At 71.7% G+C, this 18,056-nt stretch carries 15 protein-coding genes; 11 read left to right on the forward strand and 4 right to left on the reverse strand.

Annotation, left to right across the window (positions count from 1 at the left end; all coding sequences use genetic code 11):
- Positions 1-148: 148 nt before the first annotated feature.
- Positions 149-910 carry a FadR/GntR family transcriptional regulator gene (locus ACZ2G1_RS13705; protein WP_136341133.1) on the forward strand — a complete coding sequence of 254 codons (762 nt, stop codon included), beginning with the start codon at positions 149-151 and terminating at the stop codon, positions 908-910.
- Position 911: 1 nt separating this feature from the next.
- Positions 912-1,688 carry an SDR family NAD(P)-dependent oxidoreductase gene (locus ACZ2G1_RS13710; protein WP_284562902.1) on the forward strand — a complete coding sequence of 259 codons (777 nt, stop codon included), beginning with the start codon at positions 912-914 and terminating at the stop codon, positions 1,686-1,688.
- 133 nt (positions 1,689-1,821) lie between these two features.
- On the opposite strand, the gene ACZ2G1_RS13715 is transcribed toward ACZ2G1_RS13710, so the two are convergent.
- Positions 1,822-2,805: an aldo/keto reductase gene (locus ACZ2G1_RS13715; protein WP_470377003.1), complete on the reverse strand. Its 984-nt coding sequence runs from the start codon at positions 2,803-2,805 to the stop codon at positions 1,822-1,824.
- Positions 2,806-2,997: 192 nt separating this feature from the next.
- Between ACZ2G1_RS13715 and ACZ2G1_RS13720 the strand changes: the two genes are divergently transcribed.
- The 8 genes from ACZ2G1_RS13720 to ACZ2G1_RS13755 all read left to right on the forward strand — a co-directional run bounded on the left by ACZ2G1_RS13720 (position 2,998) and on the right by ACZ2G1_RS13755 (position 13,309).
- Positions 2,998-4,047 (forward strand): LacI family DNA-binding transcriptional regulator, encoded by a 1,050-nt coding sequence (locus ACZ2G1_RS13720; protein WP_115163400.1) that lies wholly within the window; start codon positions 2,998-3,000, stop codon positions 4,045-4,047.
- Between the two features lie 167 nt (positions 4,048-4,214).
- Positions 4,215-5,903: a ribulokinase gene (araB, locus tag ACZ2G1_RS13725; protein WP_470377004.1), complete on the forward strand. Its 1,689-nt coding sequence runs from the start codon at positions 4,215-4,217 to the stop codon at positions 5,901-5,903.
- Positions 5,900-6,652, forward strand: coding sequence for an L-ribulose-5-phosphate 4-epimerase (locus ACZ2G1_RS13730; RefSeq protein ID WP_470377005.1), 753 nt, complete (start codon positions 5,900-5,902; stop codon positions 6,650-6,652). The genes araB and ACZ2G1_RS13730 overlap by 4 nt, the downstream gene beginning before the upstream one ends.
- Positions 6,627-8,141 carry an L-arabinose isomerase gene (gene araA / locus ACZ2G1_RS13735; RefSeq protein WP_470377006.1) on the forward strand — a complete coding sequence of 505 codons (1,515 nt, stop codon included), beginning with the start codon at positions 6,627-6,629 and terminating at the stop codon, positions 8,139-8,141. The genes ACZ2G1_RS13730 and araA overlap by 26 nt, the downstream gene beginning before the upstream one ends.
- Before the next feature lie 137 nt (positions 8,142-8,278).
- The gene (chvE, locus tag ACZ2G1_RS13740; RefSeq protein ID WP_470377007.1) at positions 8,279-9,397 is read left to right on the forward strand and encodes a multiple monosaccharide ABC transporter substrate-binding protein; all 1,119 of its coding nucleotides are present in this window, start codon (positions 8,279-8,281) and stop codon (positions 9,395-9,397) included.
- Positions 9,398-9,479: 82 nt separating this feature from the next.
- The gene (gene mmsA, locus ACZ2G1_RS13745) at positions 9,480-11,009 is read left to right on the forward strand and encodes a multiple monosaccharide ABC transporter ATP-binding protein (RefSeq protein ID WP_470377008.1); all 1,530 of its coding nucleotides are present in this window, start codon (positions 9,480-9,482) and stop codon (positions 11,007-11,009) included.
- A gap of 93 nt (positions 11,010-11,102) precedes the next feature.
- A complete protein-coding gene (mmsB, locus tag ACZ2G1_RS13750) occupies positions 11,103-12,266 on the forward strand; it encodes a multiple monosaccharide ABC transporter permease (protein WP_095650319.1) in 1,164 nt (387 codons plus the stop codon).
- Positions 12,263-13,309: an aldose epimerase family protein gene (locus ACZ2G1_RS13755; RefSeq protein ID WP_176337000.1), complete on the forward strand. Its 1,047-nt coding sequence runs from the start codon at positions 12,263-12,265 to the stop codon at positions 13,307-13,309. Before mmsB ends, ACZ2G1_RS13755 begins: the two co-directional genes overlap by 4 nt.
- Positions 13,310-13,631: 322 nt before the next feature.
- On the opposite strand, the gene ACZ2G1_RS13760 is transcribed toward ACZ2G1_RS13755, so the two are convergent.
- The 3 genes from ACZ2G1_RS13760 to ACZ2G1_RS13770 all read right to left on the reverse strand — a co-directional run bounded on the left by ACZ2G1_RS13760 (position 13,632) and on the right by ACZ2G1_RS13770 (position 16,961).
- Positions 13,632-14,573 carry a sugar phosphate isomerase/epimerase family protein gene (locus ACZ2G1_RS13760; RefSeq protein WP_115163405.1) on the reverse strand — a complete coding sequence of 314 codons (942 nt, stop codon included), beginning with the start codon at positions 14,571-14,573 and terminating at the stop codon, positions 13,632-13,634.
- An 89-nt stretch (positions 14,574-14,662) separates the two neighbouring features.
- Entirely contained in the window at positions 14,663-15,439 is a 777-nt protein-coding gene (locus tag ACZ2G1_RS13765) for an SDR family NAD(P)-dependent oxidoreductase (RefSeq protein WP_470377009.1), read from the reverse strand.
- Between the two features lie 97 nt (positions 15,440-15,536).
- Complete coding sequence (locus ACZ2G1_RS13770; protein ID WP_017833598.1) at positions 15,537-16,961, reverse strand: GntP family permease; 1,425 nt, start codon at positions 16,959-16,961, stop codon at positions 15,537-15,539.
- Between the two features lie 206 nt (positions 16,962-17,167).
- Between ACZ2G1_RS13770 and ACZ2G1_RS13775 the strand changes: the two genes are divergently transcribed.
- Positions 17,168-17,881, forward strand: a complete 714-nt coding sequence (locus tag ACZ2G1_RS13775; protein ID WP_017833597.1) for a GntR family transcriptional regulator — start codon at positions 17,168-17,170, stop codon at positions 17,879-17,881.
- Positions 17,882-18,056 lie beyond the last annotated feature (175 nt).

Genomic DNA, 18,056 nt, shown 5'->3' on the forward strand with positions numbered 1-18,056 from the left:
GCCCGGGCGCGCGAATTGACGAGATCGGCGCTCCATGTGAGGCTAATCACACATATGACGTCTGACAAGAGGCAGGTACGCGCCGTGAACCCCGATCCCGACGTGCGCACCGCTCCCCCCGTGAGGGCCGCGGCGCACCGGCGAGCCGATGGCTAGGAAGTCGCTGGTCGAGGCCGTCGCCGAGGACCTGCTCGAGCGCATCCTCGGGGGCGAGGTGGCCCCGCACGAGGCCCTGCCCCCCGAGGCCGAGATCGCACGGGAGTCCGACGTCAGCCGGCTCACCGTGCGCGAGGCCCTCAAGGCGCTCCAGGCGCAGAACATCGTCTACGTGCGGCGCGGCCTCGGGACCTACGTGAACCCGCCCGACGCGTGGACCGGTCTCGAGGCGATCCTGAAGGCCGCCTCCCGGGGGGCGACCTCCCACCAGGTGGCGCTGCGGCTGCTGGAGGTGCGGCGCATGGTGGAGACCGGCTCCGCGGAGCTGGCCGCCGTGCACGTCACCCCGGAGGACCTCGCCGCCATGGAGACCGCGGTCCGGGACCTCCAGCGCGCGCACGAGGCGCAGGACCTGGACGAGGTCACCCGCGCCGACATGGCCTTCCACGACGCGGTGCTCCGGGCCTCGGGCAATCCGTTCGTGCCCGTCCTGCTGGCCCAGCTCTCCCAGCTGCTCTACGCCGAGCGGCGGGCGACCTCCGCCTTCCCCGAGGTGCAGCGGCACGCCATCGAGCACCACCGGCTCGTCCTGGAGGCCATCGGCACCCGCAACCCCGAGACGGCGCGCAAGGCCATGGAGGCCCACATCGACCAGACCTCCGCCGACTACGAGCACTACATCGGCCGCGGGCCCGCACCCGGCGGTCCCGACCCCGCAACCGGCCCCATTCCCCACAGCACAGGAGACGACTGACATGACCGAGACCATCGCCTTCCCCGCCGAGCGCACCGCCGTGCTCACCGGCGCCGCCTCCCCGCGCGGCATCGGCCGCGCCGCCGCCGACCTGCTCGCGAGCCAGGGCTGGAACGTCGCCGTCCTCGACATCGACGGCGAGGCCGCCGCGGAGGCCGCCCAGGACATCGCCGGACGGCACGGGGTGCAGACCCTCGGGCTGCGCACGGACGTGTCCGACCAGGCCTCCGTGGACGAGTCCGTCGCGCGGGTCGAGGCGGAGCTCCCGCCGATCGTGGCCCTCGTCAACCTCGCGGGCATCAGCTCGCCCACGGAGTTCATGCAGGAGACCCGGGAGGCCTGGGACCGGGTCTTCGCGATCAACATGACCGGCACGTTCATGGTGACCCAGCGCGTGCTGGCCGGGATGATCGAGCGCAAGGTCGGCCGCGTGGTCAGCGTCTCCTCGATCTCCGCCCAGCGCGGCGGCGGGACCTACTCCAAGGTGGCCTACAGCGCGTCCAAGGCCGCGATCATCGGCTTCACCCGGGCCGTGGCGCGCGAGATGGGCGAGCACGGGATCACCGTGAACTGCATCGCCCCCGGTCCTGTGGACACCGACATCATGGGCGGCACGCTGAGCGACGAGCGCAAGGCGGACATGTCCAAGGACATCCTGGTGGGGCGTGTGGGCACCGTGCGGGACATGGCGGCCCTGCTCGCGTTCCTCGTGGGACAGGACGCCGGATTCATCACCGCGGCGACATATGACATCAACGGGGGGCTGCAGATCTCCTAGCCGCACCGCATTTCCCGGTCGCGGCGGCTGCCCCGGTCGTCGCCCGGAACGACGCCGGGACGGCGCCGGCTCGGCACTGCCCCGGCGTCGTCCGGCACCTCCCCGGGCTCTTCCGGGGAGGTGCCGGAGGGGCTCACCAGCGGGGGTGGATGTCCGCCCGGAAGTACGCGTCGTAGATCCTGCGGACCCCGGCGTCGATCTCCCGGCCCAGGTCCCCGGTGTCCGCCGCCGAGGCGTTGCCGCGGACCTGCTCCACGCTGCGCGCCCCGGGGATCACGGTGCTGACGCCGTCCTGGGCGATGATCCACGCGATCGCGGCCTGCGCCGTGGTCACCCCGTCCGGGAGCAGCCCGGCGAACTCGCGGACGGCCTCGAGGCCGCGCTGGAAGTCCACTCCGGAGAACGTCTCGCCGACGTCGAAGGCCTCGCCGCCGCGGTTGTAGTTGCGGTGGTCGTCGGCCGCGAACCGGGTGTCCGCCGTGTACTTCCCGGACAGCAGCCCCGAGGCCAGGGGCACCCGGGCGATGATCCCGATCCCGGCCTCCTTCGCCGCCGGCAGCACGGCGTCCAGCGGCTTGAGCCGGAAGGCGTTGAGGATGATCTGGACGGTGGCGGTGCTCCCGCGGGCGATGGCCGCGAGCGCCTCGTCGGTGCGCTCCACGCTGACGCCGTAGTGGCGGATCGCGCCCTCCTGGACCAGGGTGTCCAGGGCGTCGTAGACCTCCTGGTCGCTGTATACCGGCGTGGGCGGGCAGTGCAGCTGGACCAGGTCGAGGGTGTCGGTGCCCAGGTTCCGGCGCGAGCGGTCCACCCACTGCCGGAAGTTCGCGAGGGTGTAGTTCTCCGGGACCTGGTCCGCGCGGCGGCCCATCTTCGTGGCCACGGTGATGTCCAGGTCGGGGCGCTCGCGCAGGAACGCGCCGATGGTCTGCTCGCTGCGGCCGTCGCCGTAGACGTCGGCGGTGTCGAAGAACGTGACCCCCGACTCCACGGCGGCCTCCAGGACGGCGGTGGCCTCGGCGGGGTCGACGTCCCCCCAGTCCGCACCCAGCTGCCACGTGCCCAGGCCCACGGTGGAGACCTTCCGTCCGGTCCTGCCGAGTGTGCGTTGCTCCATGCGTAGAATCCCGTTCCGCGATCGGTGGAGGGTCTCCCGGGTGCCCGGGGGACGGCGGCCCGGGTTCCGGGGGCGCCGGGGACCACCATGCGGTGTGACGTGTCCACCGCGCAAGCACCCGGGGGTGGGGCGGGCCCTCCCGAGGGACCTGTCCGCTGGGTCCGTCCGGTGCCGTGCAGTACCGTTCTGGCCATGACCGTCGACGGTGGTGCGAACTCCGCACGGCCTCCGCGCGCCCCCAACATCCGGGACGTGGCCCGTGCGGCCGGGGTCTCCCACCAGACGGTCTCCCGGGTGATCAACGGGCACCCCGCGCTGCGCGACTCGACCCGGCAGCGGGTGCTGCAGGCCATGGAGGAGCTGCGCTTCCGGCCCAACCGGGCCGCCCGCGCCCTGGTCACGAGCGAGTCGAGGACCATCGGCGCCCTCGTCTCCTCGGGCGCCGAGTACGGTCCGTCCGCCAGCCTCCGGGCGGTCGAGACGGCTGCCGACGAGGCCGGCTACGTGGTGGACACCGTCCACATCGACCACGCGGACCGCGCCTCCATCGAGTCGGCCCTGGACCGGATGGTCGGCCACGCGGTGGAGGGGCTGGTGATCCTCGCGCCGCAGTCGCGCACGCTGGAGGTGATCGAGCAGCTGTCCATCCGGATCCCGTTCGTCACCGTGCACTCCCTGCACAGCGAGGACCACCGGATGTCGGTCGACCAGCTGGCCGGCGCCCGGCTGGCCACCCGGCACCTGCTGGAGCTGGGGCACCACCGCGTGGTCCACGTCCCCGGCCCCGAGGGGTGGGTCGAGACGGACGCCCGCCGCCAGGGCTACCGCGAGGAGATGACCGCCTGGGGGTTCGAGCCCGTGGTGGTCCCCGCCGGCGCGTGGACCGCGGAATCCGGCTACCGTGCGGGTCTCGGGCTGTGCGGGAGCCGGGAGTTCAGTGCGGTCTTCTGCGGCAACGACCACATCGCGCTCGGCCTCGTCCACGCCTTCGCCGAGGCCGGGCTGGACGTGCCCGGGGACGTCAGCGTGGTGGGCTTCGACGACGTCCCGGAGGCCGCGCACTTCCTGCCGCCGCTGACCACGGTGCGCCAGGACTTCCCCGAGCTGGGCCGGCGCTGCATGGCCGTGCTGCTCGCCGAGCTGCGGGGGGAGCAGCCGGTCCGGCCCGGGGACGTGGAGCCGGTGCTGGTGGTCCGCGCCTCCACCGCCGCGCCCCGGACGACGCCCGATCAGGGGCGATAGACGCCGGTCCACCCCGTTACCAAACTGTTACCAAGTGATGTGGGACACGTGCTCCCGCGCTGCGGTAGGTTGGCCCGAACATTAGATGTGACCGTTCACATTCCGAGGTGGGCCGGCCGGTGGCCACCCCTCCGGAGCGTGCGGCTCGAACGACAACGAGGTCCTCCGTGAGCCAGCCCAGCCCAGATCCCACGTACGTCATCGGCGTCGACTACGGCACCCTGTCGGGGCGCGCCGTCGTCGTGCGGGTGCACGACGGCGCCGAGATGGGCTCCGCGGTGCACGAGTACGAGCACGGCGTGATGGACACCGTGCTCGCCGCCACGGGGGAGGCCCTGCCGCCCGAGTGGGCGCTCCAGGTCCCCGCCGACTACGTGGACGTCCTGCGGCACGCGGTGCCCGCCGCAGTCCGCGCCGCCGGCGTGGACCCGAGCACGGTGGTGGGTGTGGGCACCGACTTCACCGCGTGCACCATGGTCCCCGTCCGGGCCGACGGCACGCCCCTCAACGAGCTGCCCGGTCTGGCGGACCGCCCGCACGCCTACGTGAAGCTGTGGCGCCACCACGCCGCCCAGGGCCAGGCGGACCGCATCAACGAGCTCGCGGCCCGGCGCGGAGAGCGCTGGCTGGCCCGGTACGGCGGTCTCATCTCGAGCGAGTGGGAGTTCGCCAAGGGCCTGCAGCTGCTCGAGGAGGACCCCGAGCTGTACCACCTCATGGACCACTGGGTGGAGGCCGCCGACTGGATCGTGTGGCAGCTGACGGGCAGCTACGTGCGCAACGCGTGCTCCGCCGGGTACAAGGGCATCCTGCAGGACGGCGAGTACCCCGACCGCGAGTTCCTCGGTGCCCTGAACCCCGGCTTCGCCGGCTTCGCGCAGGACAAGGTCGACCACCCGATCGGGGCCCTCGGCGCCGCCGCGGGCACGCTCAGTGCGCAGGCCGCGGAGTGGACGGGCCTGCCCGCCGGCATCGCCGTGGCCGTGGGCAACGTCGACGCGCACGTGAGCGCCCCCGCCGCCCGGGCCACCGCCCCGGGGCAGATGGTGGCGATCATGGGCACCTCCACCTGCCACGTCATGAGCTCGGACACCCTGCGCGAGGTCCCCGGGATGTGCGGCGTGGTGGACGGCGGGATCATCGACGGGCTCTACGGCTACGAGGCCGGGCAGTCCGGGGTGGGCGACATCTTCGGCTGGTTCACGGCCCACTTCGTGCCGGGGCGGCTCCAGGAGGAGGCCGCCGAGCGCGGGCTGAGCGTGCACGAGCTGCTCACCGAGCAGGCGAGCCGCGAACCGGTGGGCGCGCACGGGCTCCTGGCCCTGGACTGGCAGTCCGGCAACCGGTCCGTGCTCGTGGACCACGAGCTCTCCGGGCTGCTCGTCGGCCTCACCCTGGCCACCCGCCCGCACGAGGTCTACCGCGCCCTGCTGGAGGCCACCGCCTTCGGGACCCGCACGATCGTCGAGGCCTTCGCCGCCTCCGGGATCCCCGTCACCGAGTTCGTGGCGGCCGGCGGGCTGATCAAGAACGCGTTCCTCATGCAGATCTACGCCGACGTGCTCGGCATGCCGATCTCGGTGATCGGCAGCGACCAGGGCCCGGCCCTGGGCTCCGCCATCCACGCGGCCGTGGCCGCCGGCGCCTACCCGGACGTCCGGTCGGCCGCCGCGGCGATGGGCCGGCTCGAGCGCAACGCCTACACCCCGAACCCCGCGCACACCGAGGCCTACTCCGTCCTCTACGAGGACTACACCGCGCTGCACGACCACTTCGGCCGCGGCGGCAGCGACGTCATGCGCCGGCTCAAGGCGCTGCGGCGCAACGCCCGTTCCACCCAGGAGGTCTCCGCGTGAACGCCCTGACACCCGAGCTCGAGGAGCGGATCGCCCGCGTGCGGCGCGAGGTCGCGGACCTGCACGCCGAACTGGTCCGCTACGGGCTGGTGGTCTGGACGGCGGGCAACGTGTCCGGGCGGGTCCCCGGCACGGACCTCTTCGTGATCAAGCCCAGCGGGGTGAGCTACGACGACCTCGGCCCGGAGAACCAGATCCTGTGCGACCTGGACGGCCGGCCGGTGCCCGGCACCCCCGGCGCGGAGCGCTCGCCGTCCAGCGACACCGCCGCCCACGCCTACGTCTACCGGCACATGCCGGAGGTCGGGGGAGTGGTCCACACCCACTCCCCCTACGCCACGGCCTGGGCGGCCCGCGGCGAGGCCATCCCCTGCGTCCTGACCGCCATGGCGGACGAGTTCGGCGGGGAGATCCCCGTGGGGCCCTTCGCGATCATCGGCGACGACTCGATCGGCCGCGGCATCGTGGAGACCCTCTCCGGCCACCGCTCCCGCGCGGTCCTCATGCTCAGCCACGGGCCCTTCACCGTCGGCAAGGACGCCCGGGACGCCGTCAAGGCCGCGGCCATGCTCGAGGACGTGGCCCGCACCGTGCACCTCTCCCGCCAGCTGGGCGAGCCGCTGCCCATCGACCCCGCGCACGTCGACTCCCTGTTCGACCGCTACCAGAACGTCTACGGCCAGCAGCCCGCGGCCGTCCCCACCACCCCAGGAGCGCACTCCCGTGAATCCTCTGCCCACCGCCCTTGACCACTACGAGGTCTGGTTCCTCACCGGCAGCCAGGACCTCTACGGCGAGGACACCCTGCGCCAGGTGGCCGAGCAGTCCCGCGAGATCGTCCGCGTGCTGGGCGAGGCCGGGCTGCCCGTCGAGGTGGTCTGGAAGCCCACGCTGAAGGACGCGGACTCGATCCGCCGCACGGCCCTCGAGCTCAACGCCGCGGACGGCGTGATCGGGGCGATCGCCTGGATGCACACCTTCAGCCCCGCCAAGATGTGGATCACCGGCCTCGACGCCCTGCGCAAGCCGCTGCTGCACCTGCACACCCAGATCAACGTCGAGCTGCCGTGGGGCGAGATCGACTTCGACTTCATGAACCTCAACCAGGCCGCGCACGGCGACCGCGAGTTCGGCTACATCCAGACCCGGCTCGACGTCCCGCGCAAGACCGTGGTGGGCCACGTCTCGACCCCCGGCGTCACCGCGCAGATCGCCTCCTGGCAGCGCGCGTGCGCCGGCCGCGCGGCGGTCCAGGGGCTCAGGGTGGCCCGGTTCGGCGACAACATGCGCAACGTCGCCGTGACCGAGGGTGACAAGACGGAGGCCGAGCTGCAGTTCGGGGTCTCCGTGAACACCTGGGGCGTCAACGACCTCGTGGCCGTGGTGGACGCCCAGTCCGAGGACCGCGTGGACGAGCTCGTCGCCGAGTACGAGGAGCTCTACGACGTGGCCCCCGAGCTGCGCCGCGGCGGGGAGCGCCACGAGTCCCTGCGCTACGGGGCCCGGCAGGAGCTCGGGATGCTCCAGTTCCTGGAGGAGGGCGGCTTCGGGGCCTTCACCACGAACTTCGAGGACCTCGGCGGGCTGCGCCAGCTGCCGGGCCTCGCCGTGCAGCGGCTCATGGCCCGCGGCTACGGGTTCGGGGCGGAGGGCGACTGGAAGACGGCCCTGCTGGTGCGGGCGGCCAAGGTCATGGGCGCCGGGCTGCCCGGCGGCGCGTCCCTCATGGAGGACTACACGTACCACCTGGTGCCGGGGGAGGAGAAGATCCTCGGCGCCCACATGCTGGAGGTCTGCCCGAGCCTCACCACGGCGCGGCCCTCCCTCGAGGTGCACCCGCTGGGCATCGGCGGACGGGAGGACCCCGTGCGCCTGGTCTTCGACACCGACGCCGGCCCCGGCGTGGTCGTGGCGATGTCCGACATGCGGGACCGCTTCCGGCTCACCGCCAACACCGTGGACGTCGTGCCCCCGGACGCCCCGCTCCCGCACCTGCCGGTGGCCCGGGCCGTCTGGCGGCCGCACCCCGACCTCGCGACCTCGGCCGCGGCCTGGCTCACCGCCGGCGCCGCCCACCACACGGTCCTCAGCACCGCGGTGGGCGCCGACGTGATCCGGGACTTCGCCGACATGACCCGGACCGAGCTGCTCGTCATCGACGGCACCACCACCCTGCGGGAGTTCCAGCGCGAGGTGCGGTGGAACGCGGCCTACTACCGGCTCGCCCAGAAGCTCTGAGCGGGACGACCGGGACGGCCGGAACGACCATGATGACCAGGACCCCCGACGACCACCACGAGATCTCACCAGCACCGACCTCGCTCGAACACTCCCACCACCGGGCAGCGCGGCCCGGACCGACGAAAGGCACGACCATGACCCCGAAGATCGACCTGAAGAAGACCCTCACCGGGGTGACCGCCCTGACCCTCGCCCTGGGCCTCACGGCCTGCGGCGGCAACCGCGGCGGCGGCGGCGAGGAGGGCTCCAACGAGGGCGCCAAGATCGGCGTGGCGATGCCCACGCAGCAGTCCGAGCGCTGGATCGCCGACGGCGAGAACGTCAAGGCGCAGCTCGAGGAGCTCGGCTACGAGGTGGACCTCCAGTACGCCAACGACGACATCCCCACCCAGATCTCCCAGATCGAGAACATGATCAACGGCGGGGCCAAGGCCCTGGTGATCGCCTCGATCGACGGCACCACGCTGACCAGCGTGCTCGACACGGCCGAGACCCAGGAGATCCCCGTGATCGCCTACGACCGCCTCATCAACGAGTCGGACACTGTGGACTACTACACGACCTTCGACAACTACGAGGTGGGCGTGCAGCAGGGCACGTCGCTGCTCACGGGCCTCGGGGTCCTCGACGAGAACGGTGAGCCCACCGGCGAGAAGGGCCCCTTCAACGTGGAGCTCTTCGCCGGCAGCCCCGACGACAACAACGCGACCTTCTTCTGGGACGGCGCGATGGACACCCTCAAGCCCTACCTGGACGACGGCACGCTCAACGTCCCCAGCGGCCAGACGGAGTTCGAGCAGGCCGCCATCCTGCGCTGGCTGCCGGACACCGCCCAGGACCGGATGGAGGACCTCATCACGGTGGGCGGCGGCGACCAGCTCGACGGCGTGCTCTCCCCGTACGACGGTCTCTCGATCGGCATCATCTCCGCGCTGCGCTCCGGCGGCTACTCCCAGGACGAGCTGCCCGTGGTGACCGGCCAGGACGCCGAGGTCGGCTCCGTGAAGTCGATCGTCAACGACGAGCAGTACTCCACGATCTTCAAGGACGTCCGCGAGCTCGGCGAGCGCGCGGTGCTCATGGTGGACTCCCTGATGCAGGGCGAGGAGCCCGAGGTCAACGACGAGGAGACCTACGACAACGGCGTGAAGGTGGTCCCCGCCTACCTGCTCGAGTCGCAGATCGTCACGAAGGACAACTACCAGGAGGTCCTCGTGGACAGCGGCTACTACGAGGCGTCCGAGCTCGAGTGATCGCGACCGGCCGGGCGGCCCTCCGCCGCCCGGCCGGTCCGTCCCGTCCACCCACCCACCAGCTCGAGACGAGGAGGCCCGCATGAGCGAGCACGTTCTGGAGATGCGCCGGATCAGCAAGTCCTTCCCCGGCGTCAAGGCGCTGCAGGACGTCACCCTGGCCGTCGCCCGCGGCGAGGTCCACGCGATCTGCGGGGAGAACGGCGCCGGCAAGTCCACCCTCATGAAGGTCCTGTCCGGCGTGTACCCGCACGGCACCTACGAGGGGGACATCGTCCTGGAGGGCGAGACCGTCTCCTTCCGGGACATCAAGGACAGCGAGCGCAGCGGGGTGGTCATCATCCACCAGGAGCTGGCCCTGTCCCCGTTCCTGTCCGTCGCCGAGAACATCTTCCTCGGCAACGAGCGCGCCACCCGCGGGTTCATCAACTGGAACGAGACCAACGCCAGGGCCGCCGACCTGCTCCGGCGCGTGGGCCTCGACGTGAACCCCAGCGTCCCGGCCGGGGACATCGGGGTGGGCAAGCAGCAGCTCGTGGAGATCGCGAAGGCGCTCTCCAAGGACGTGAAGCTGCTCATCCTCGACGAGCCCACGGCCGCCCTCAACGACGAGGACTCCGCGCACCTTCTGGGCCTGGTCCGCGGGCTGCGCGAGGACGGGATCACCTGCATCATCATCAGCCACAAGCTCAACGAGATCCGGGCGATCGCCGACTCCGTGACGATCCTGCGCGACGGGCAGACCATCGAGACCCTCAGCCTGCACGACGGGTCGGTCACCGAGGACCGGATCATCAAGGGCATGGTGGGCCGCGAGCTCACGAACCGGTACCCCGAGCGGGTCCCCGACATCGGCGCGGAGGTGCTCCGCGTCGAGGACTGGACCGTGCACCACCCCCGGGAGCACTTGCGGGTGGTGGTGGACAACGCGCACCTGTCCGTGCGGGCGGGCGAGATCGTGGGCATCGCCGGGCTGATGGGCGCCGGGCGCACGGAGCTGGCCATGAGCATCTTCGGGCGCAGCTACGGGTCCAACATCACCGGGCGGATGTACAAGAACGGCGAGGAGATCACGGCGCGGACCGTCAGCGAGGCGATCCGGCACGGCATCGCCTACGCCACGGAGGACCGCAAGCGCTACGGGCTCAACCTCATCGACGACATCAAGCGGAACATCTCCTCGGCGGCGCTGGGCAAGCTCACGTCCGCGGGCTGGGTCGACGGCGGGCGCGAGACGCTCGTGGCGCAGGACTACCGCACCAGCATGAACATCAAGGCGCCCTCGGTGTCCTCGATCACCGGCAAGCTCTCCGGCGGCAACCAGCAGAAGGTCGTCCTGTCCAAGTGGATGTTCGCCGACCCCGACGTGCTCATCCTCGACGAGCCCACCCGGGGCATCGACGTGGGGGCGAAGTACGAGATCTACACGATCATCAACAGGCTGGCCGCACAGGGGAAGGCGGTGCTGGTCATCTCCTCCGAACTGCCGGAGCTGCTGGGGATCTGCGACCGGATCTACACGCTCGCCGAGGGCCGGATCACCGCCGAGGTGCCCATCGCCGAGGCCACCCCCGAACGACTCATGCAGCACATGACCAAGGAAAAGGACTGACCCATGGCTTCCACCCTCGTCGACGAGGACCGGGCTCTCGACAGCCGGGGCCCGCAGAAGGCCTCCACCGTGGCCGGCGCCGGCCGGTTCCTCATGAGCCGGCTCCGCCAGATCGGCATCTTCCTGGCCCTGCTGGTGATCGTGACGCTGTTCCAGGCCCTGACCGGCGGCGCGCTGCTGCAGCCGGACAACGTCTACAACATCATCGTCCAGAACAGCTACATCCTGCTGCTGGCGATCGGCATGGTCATGATCATCGTGGCCGGGCACATCGACCTCTCGGTCGGCTCGGTGGCCGCGTTCGTGGGCGCCATGTCCGGGATCATGATCCGGGACTGGAGCCTGCCGTGGTGGGTGGCCCTCCTCGCCGCCCTCGCGGTCGGTGCCCTCGTGGGCGCCTGGCAGGGCTTCTGGGTGGCCTACATCGGGATCCCCGCCTTCATCGTGACCCTCGCCGGCATGCTGGTCTTCCGCGGGCTGACGCAGATCGTGCTCGAGAACCAGCGGATCACCGGCTTCCCGCCGGAGTACCGCCAGCTCGGCGGCGGCTCCCTCTTCCCGGGGCTGTTCCCGCCGGCGACCAACATCCTGGACTGGACCACGGTGGGCATCGGCCTGATCGCCACGGCCATGCTCGTGCTGAGCCAGCTCCGGGGCCGGGCCAACCGGGCGAAGCTCCACCTCGAGGACGAGCCGCGCGCCTGGTTCCTCACGCGGCTGGTCTTCGGCGTCGTCGTCATCCTCGCGCTCACCTTCCTGCTGGCCAGCTCGCGCGGCGGGACGCCGATCGTGCTCGTGGTCCTCGGCGTGCTGGTGGTCGCCTACAGCGCCGTCATGAACCGGACGGTGTTCGGCCGCCACGTGTACGCCCGCGGCGGCAACCTCCAGGCAGCCCAGCTGTCCGGTGTGAACACCAAGCGCGTCGACTTCCTGCTCTTCGTCAACATGGGCGTGCTGGCCGCGCTGGCCGGGCTGGTGTTCACCGGCCGGCTCAACTCCGCCGGGCCGGGCGCCGGAAACCTGTTCGAGCTGGACGCGATCGCCGCGGCCTTCATCGGCGGCGCCGCCGTGACCGGTGGCGTGGGCACCATCATCGGCGCCATCACCGGCGGTCTGATCATGGGCGTGCTCAACAACGGCATGTCCCTCATGGGCGTGGGCATCGACTACCAGCAGTTCATCAAGGGCCTGGTGCTCCTGCTGGCGGTCGGGTTCGACGTGTTCAACAAGCGCCGCGCCTCGAACGCGCTCAAATGACCGCGCCCGCCCCGCGGTCCTTCGGGACGCTGCCCGACGGTCGGGAGGTCACCGCGCACACCCTCGCTACCCCGGGCGGGCTGAGCCTGCGCGTGCTCGACCTCGGCGCCGCGGTCCAGGCCCTGCACCTGCCCGGCCCGGCCGGGGGCCCCGGCACCAACGTGGTGCTGGGGCACCCGGACGCCGCCGGCTGCGCGGCACCCCCGGAGGCCTTCCTGGGGGCGGTGGTCGGCCGCTGCGCCAACCGGATCGCCGGGGCCCGCTTCGACCTCGACGGGACCACCGTGGAACTGGCGGCCAACGAGGGCGGCAACACCCTGCACGGCGGCCCCGACGGATTCCACCGCCGCACCTGGCGGACGGTCTCCGCGAGCCGCGACGTCCTGGTGCTGGAGCTGGTCAGCCCGGACGGTGACCAGGGCTTTCCCGGCGAAGTGGTCCTCCGGGCCCGGTACGCCGTCACGGACGACGTCCTCGCTCTGGACCTGGAGGCCCGCACCGACGCCCCGACCGTGGTCGGGCCCGCGAGCCACGTCTACCTCAACCTCGCCGGGGAGGGGTCGGGGACGGTCGACGACCACACGCTCACCGTCGAGGCCGACCGGTACCTGCCGGTCGGCCGGGACGGGGTGCCGCTGGACGGCCTCGCCGCCGTGCGCGGGACGCCGCTGGACCTCACCGCCCCCGCCCGGCTCGGGGACCGGGTGCGGGCGGAGCACCCGCAGATCGCGGCCGTGGGCGGGATCGACCACTCCTTCCACCTGCGCGGCACCGGGCTGCGCGCCGCCGCCCGGCTGGAGCACCCGGCGAGCGGGCGGTCCGTGGAGCTGTGGACCGACCAGCCGGCCCTGCAGGTGTACACGGGCAACGCCCTGGACGGCACCATCACCGGCACCGGCGGGCGCGCCTATCCGCGGGGAGCGGGGATCGCCCTGGAGCCCCAGTACCACCCGGACTCGCCGAACCGGCCGGAGCTCTCCGACCCGGTGCTGCGCCCGGGGCAGACCTACCGCTCCCGCACCGAGTGGCGCTTCCGGTACTAGCGGCCCCCGGCCTTGTTCTCGCGCCGCTTCGCCATGATGCGGCCGAAGACCGCGGTGCCGACCATGAACAGGATCCTTCGCATGCTGGTGCTCCTTCTTCTCGCTGGGGTGCTGCTCGGATGACGTGCTCGGTCCACGCTACGGGGTGTCCCGGCAAAAGGTAAGTGAGCTGAAGAGTTCTCGACCGAGAGCGAGCGCGCCCGGGGCTCCCTGCGTCAGCGGGTGCGGGGACGGTGCCCGGCGTCGTCACGGTGCCCGGCGCCGACGACGGAACGGCCCCTGCGCCGCAGCGCCGGGGCCGTTCCGTCCGTCCTGCCGGGGATCATGCCTCCGGGAGCTTGGCCGCGAGGATCCCCCGGATGTAGTCCCGGTTCATGGCCGTCACCGTGAGGCCGTCGCCGCCGTAGTGCTCCACGCACATGGGGCCGTCGAAGCCGGCCTCCAGGGCCATGCCGATGGCCTCGCGGTAGTCGATGAAGCCGAGGGCCAGCGGCGCCGGCGCCGAGGCGTAGGAACCGGTCGCGGGGTCGTGGTCCCGGAAGTAGTTCTTGAGCTGCCAGTAGTTGGTGTGGGGGAGCATCTTGGTCAGCATCTCCCGCCAGTCCTCGACCTCCCGGTGCAGGCGGACGATGTTGCCGATGTCGGGGCACAGCCCCACGTTGGGCAGGTCCACGGCGGTGACGAGCTGCACGGAGCTGTCGGCGGTGCCGAGGAAGGTGCCCTCGTACATCTCCAGCGACACGCTGACCCCACGCTCGGCGGCGTACTCGCCGAGCTCGCGGAAGCGGGCGGCGGCCTTCTCCCGGTTCTCCGGGGTCTCCTCGTCCTCGGCGCCCTCCGCGAGCCAGAACCAGGTGGCCTGCTTCTGCGGCTCGGTGAACGGGTCGTGCAGCCCCAGGCACACCATGGGCACCTCGAGGTCCGCCGCGGCGTCGATGGTCCGCTTCGTGTAGGCCATGTTCTCCCGGGCCCGGTCCTCGTCCGGGGTGATCACGCTCTTGCGGGTCACGGCGATGTCGCTGAAGGCGAGGTCGTAGGAGCGGGCCGTCTCGAGCAGCCGGCGGCGGCCGTCGGTGTCGAGGTCGGCGGGCCGGACCCAGGAGTCGGTGAGGTCGACGTGGTCGAAGCCCGCGAGGCGGACCTCGCGCAGCGTCTGCTTCCAGGCCTCGGGGCCGGCGGTGGTGCGGTCGCGGCCGTCGGCGGTGGTGCCGGTGAAGTTCAGCAGGGCGGCGCCGATCGGCCAGGTCTCGGGGGTGTGCGGCATGGTTCTCTCCTTGTCGGGCGCCTCGTCGGGCGCCGTGCTGGGTGGTGTCCGGGGTGCGCGGTGGCACCGGTGCTCGGGGCGGCGCGGGCTCACACCATGTGCTTGCCGCCGTCGATGAAGTACGAGGCGCCGTTGACGAACCCGGCCTCGTGGCTGGTCAGGAAGGCGACGAGGGCGGCCACGTCCTCCGGCTGCCCGACGCGGCCGGCGGGGATGCCCGCGGACATGGCGGACTTGCGGTCCTCGGTGAGCGCGCCGCCCATGATGTCCGTGTCGATGGGGCCCGGGACGAGCGCGTTGCAGGTGATCCCGTGCGCTCCCAGCTCCCGGGCGCCGCCGCGGGTCAGGCCGAGGACCGCGGCCTTCGCCGCGGCGTACCCGGTCTTCGAGAACGTCCCGCCGCCGTCGTAGGCGGTGATCGAGGACGTGTTGACGATCCGGCCGCCGTGGCCGCCCTCGACCATGCGCCGGGCCGCCGCCTGCATCATGAGCAGCGTGCCCGTGGCGTTGACGTCCATGACCCGGGTCCAGACGTCCTTCGTGAGCTCGAAGAAGGAGTGGGGGCTGGCGATGCCGGCGAGGTTCACCTCGGCGAGCACGGGCGGCAGGTGGGCGTCGATCTCCTCGAACGCGGCGTCCACGGAGGCGGGGTCGGCGACGTCGACCGGGATGCCGCGCACCGGGGCCTCCGTCCGTCCGGCGAGCTCGGCGGCGAAGGAGCGGACGCCCTCGGCGTCGACGTCCAGCACCGCCAGGGCCCATCCCTCCCGTGCCAGGCGGCGGGCGACGTGGCGGCCGATGCCGCGCTCGGCCCCGGCGCCGGTGACCACCGCCGTCCGGTGCGCGGGGAACTGTCCATCGGTCATGAGAACTCCTTCGGGGCGATCAAATTCGGGGCGATCAGGTGCGTGGCCATCGGGCGCGCGGTGGATGCCGGGCGTGGTCGTGGTGCCCGTGGCCGGCTCACGCGGCCAGGGCGTAGACGACCCAGGCCAGGGCGAAGGCCATGAAGCCGATCGCGGTGCCGACCACCGACCAGGTCTTCAGCGTGGTCAGGGTGTCGAAGCCGCAGAACTTGCCGATGAGCCAGAAGCCCGAGTCGTTGACGTGCGAGAAGGTGATGGAGCCCGCCGCGATGCCGACGACGATGGCGGCCAGCCCGACGCCGGACAGACCCAGCTCCGCGACGGCGGGCGCCATGATGGAGCCCGCCGTGGTCGCGGCCACGGTGGCCGAGCCCTGGGCCACGCGGAAGGCGATCGCCACGAGGAAGCCGGCCAGGATCACCGGGAGCCCCATCGCGTCCAGGCCGCCGGCGATGGTGCCGCCGATCCCGGTCTCGGTGAGCACCCGGCCGAAGGCGCCGCCGGCGCCCGTGATGAGGATGATCGAGCAGACCGGAGCGAGGGCGTGGTCGACCAGGTCCTCCAGGGCGCCGCCGATCGAGCCGCGGCCGCGCCGCGGCCGCAGGTACAGCAGGTACATCGCGAACAGCGTGGCGATCAGCAGCGCGATCGGGGTGTTGCCGATGAGCCGGGACAGCCGGAACAGGACGTTGTCCTCGCCCACGGACCCGCTGGCCTCCAGCGTGGTGAACAGCGTGTTGAAGAAGATCAGCACGAGCGGCAGCAGCAGGACGAAGATGATCGTCCAGAAGCCGGGCCGGGGCATGTCGTCCTCGAGCTCCACCTCGCCCAGGAGGTTCGGCACGGGCATGTCCGGGTAGCGCTTGGCGATGACCAGGCTGAGCCGGTAGCCGGCGAGGTACCACGTGGGCAGGCCGACCAGGAGCGAGACGAGCACGACCATCCCGACGTCGGCGCCCATCACCGTGGCGGCGGCGGTGGGGCCCGGGTGCGGCGGGGTGAGGGCGTGCATCATCAGGAAGGCGCCGATGGAGGGCAGCACGTAGAGCATGAAGGAACCGCCCAGACGCCGCGCCACCGTGTAGATGATCGGCAGCATCACGATGAAGCCGGCGTCGAGGAAGATCGGGAACGCGTAGAAGAGGGAGGCCACCGCCAGGGCGAGCGGGGCCCGCTTCTCCCCGAACCGCCGCAGCATCGCGTCGGCGAGCACCTGGGCGCCGCCCGAGACCTGGACCAGGCGGCCGAGCACCGCGCCGAAGCCCACGAGCAGGGCCACGTTGCCCACGGTGGTGCTGAACCCCGCGACCACCACGCCCACGACGTCGGCCACGCCGATGCCGGCGGCCAGCGCCGTGAGCAGGCTGATGATGATCAGGGAGAAGAACGCGTGGACGCGGAGCTTGATGATCAGGAAGAGCAGCGCGGCGATGGCCGCGACCGCGATGGCGAGCAGGGCCCACGTGGGCCTTTCCGCCAGGACGAGCGCGTCCGCCGTGGCGGCGGGAAGAAGGATGTGCATAGCTGAATCACCTTTGATCAGAACGCGGGCGGGCCACCCTGTGCTGTGGCGTGGACCACATTCGACGGGCCATTGGCCAATACCCTATAGGATATTGGTGGACTGTCCAGTGGGTGGGGCGTCGTCCGGAGCGGTCCGGCCGCCCTCCGCGCCCGCTACTGCGTGGGACAATGCCTGTTACGGCGGACGCGAGTGAGGAAATCGGCATGGACACGACTGTTCCGGGCGGGACGTGGGTGCAGCGCAGCATCCTCGCGGACCAGGTCTACAAGGAGATCCTCGCGCGCCTCATGGACGGTGACCTGAAGTCCGGGGACCCCATCAGCATCGACGGCACGGCGCGCGCGCTGGGCGTCTCGCCGACCCCGGTCCGGGAGGCCCTGGCGCGGCTGGAGTCCACGAACATGGTGGTCCGCGCCGCGCTGCGCGGCTACCGCGTGGCACCCCTGCTCACGCACGAGGAGCTGCTGGACCTCATGGACGCGCGCCTGCTCATCGAGCCGTACAACGCCGAACTGGCGTGCGGCCGCGCGGACGCAACCTTCCTGGAGTCCCTCGAGCGGTCCATCGACGACCTCCGCGAGGCGCCGAACGGGCCCCACTTCTCCGACTACCGCTCCTACTGGGAAGCGGACGAGCGCTTTCACCGGCTCATCGCGGAGCAGGCCGGCAACAAGTTCGTCCTCGGCGCCTACGAGTCCCTCGGCGGGCACGTGCACCGGTTCCGGCTCTTCAGCGGACTGGGGGTGCAGGACGCGCGGAGCGCCATCGAGGAGCACGCGCGGATCCTCCAGGCGCTGCGCCGCGGCGACCCCGCGGCCGCGCGGATCGCCATGGCCGGGCACATCTGCGGCGTGCGGGAGCGGGCCATCCACGAGCACGAGAGCGCCGGCCAGGACGCCCGGAGCGAGAGCGCCTGAGGCCCCTCCCGCACCCCTCGACACCTCCCGGTGTGGTTGACACCACACTCCGGTCCGTGGATCCTATAGGAAACACGGCGAAGACCTGATCCGGTTCCCGCGGTCGCTCGCGACCCGCGCTCCGATGCCGCCGTGTCCCACAGACAGAACATGTGCACATCAGAGGAGATGGGGA

The organism is Kocuria sp. KKT182 (assembly GCF_055635395.1).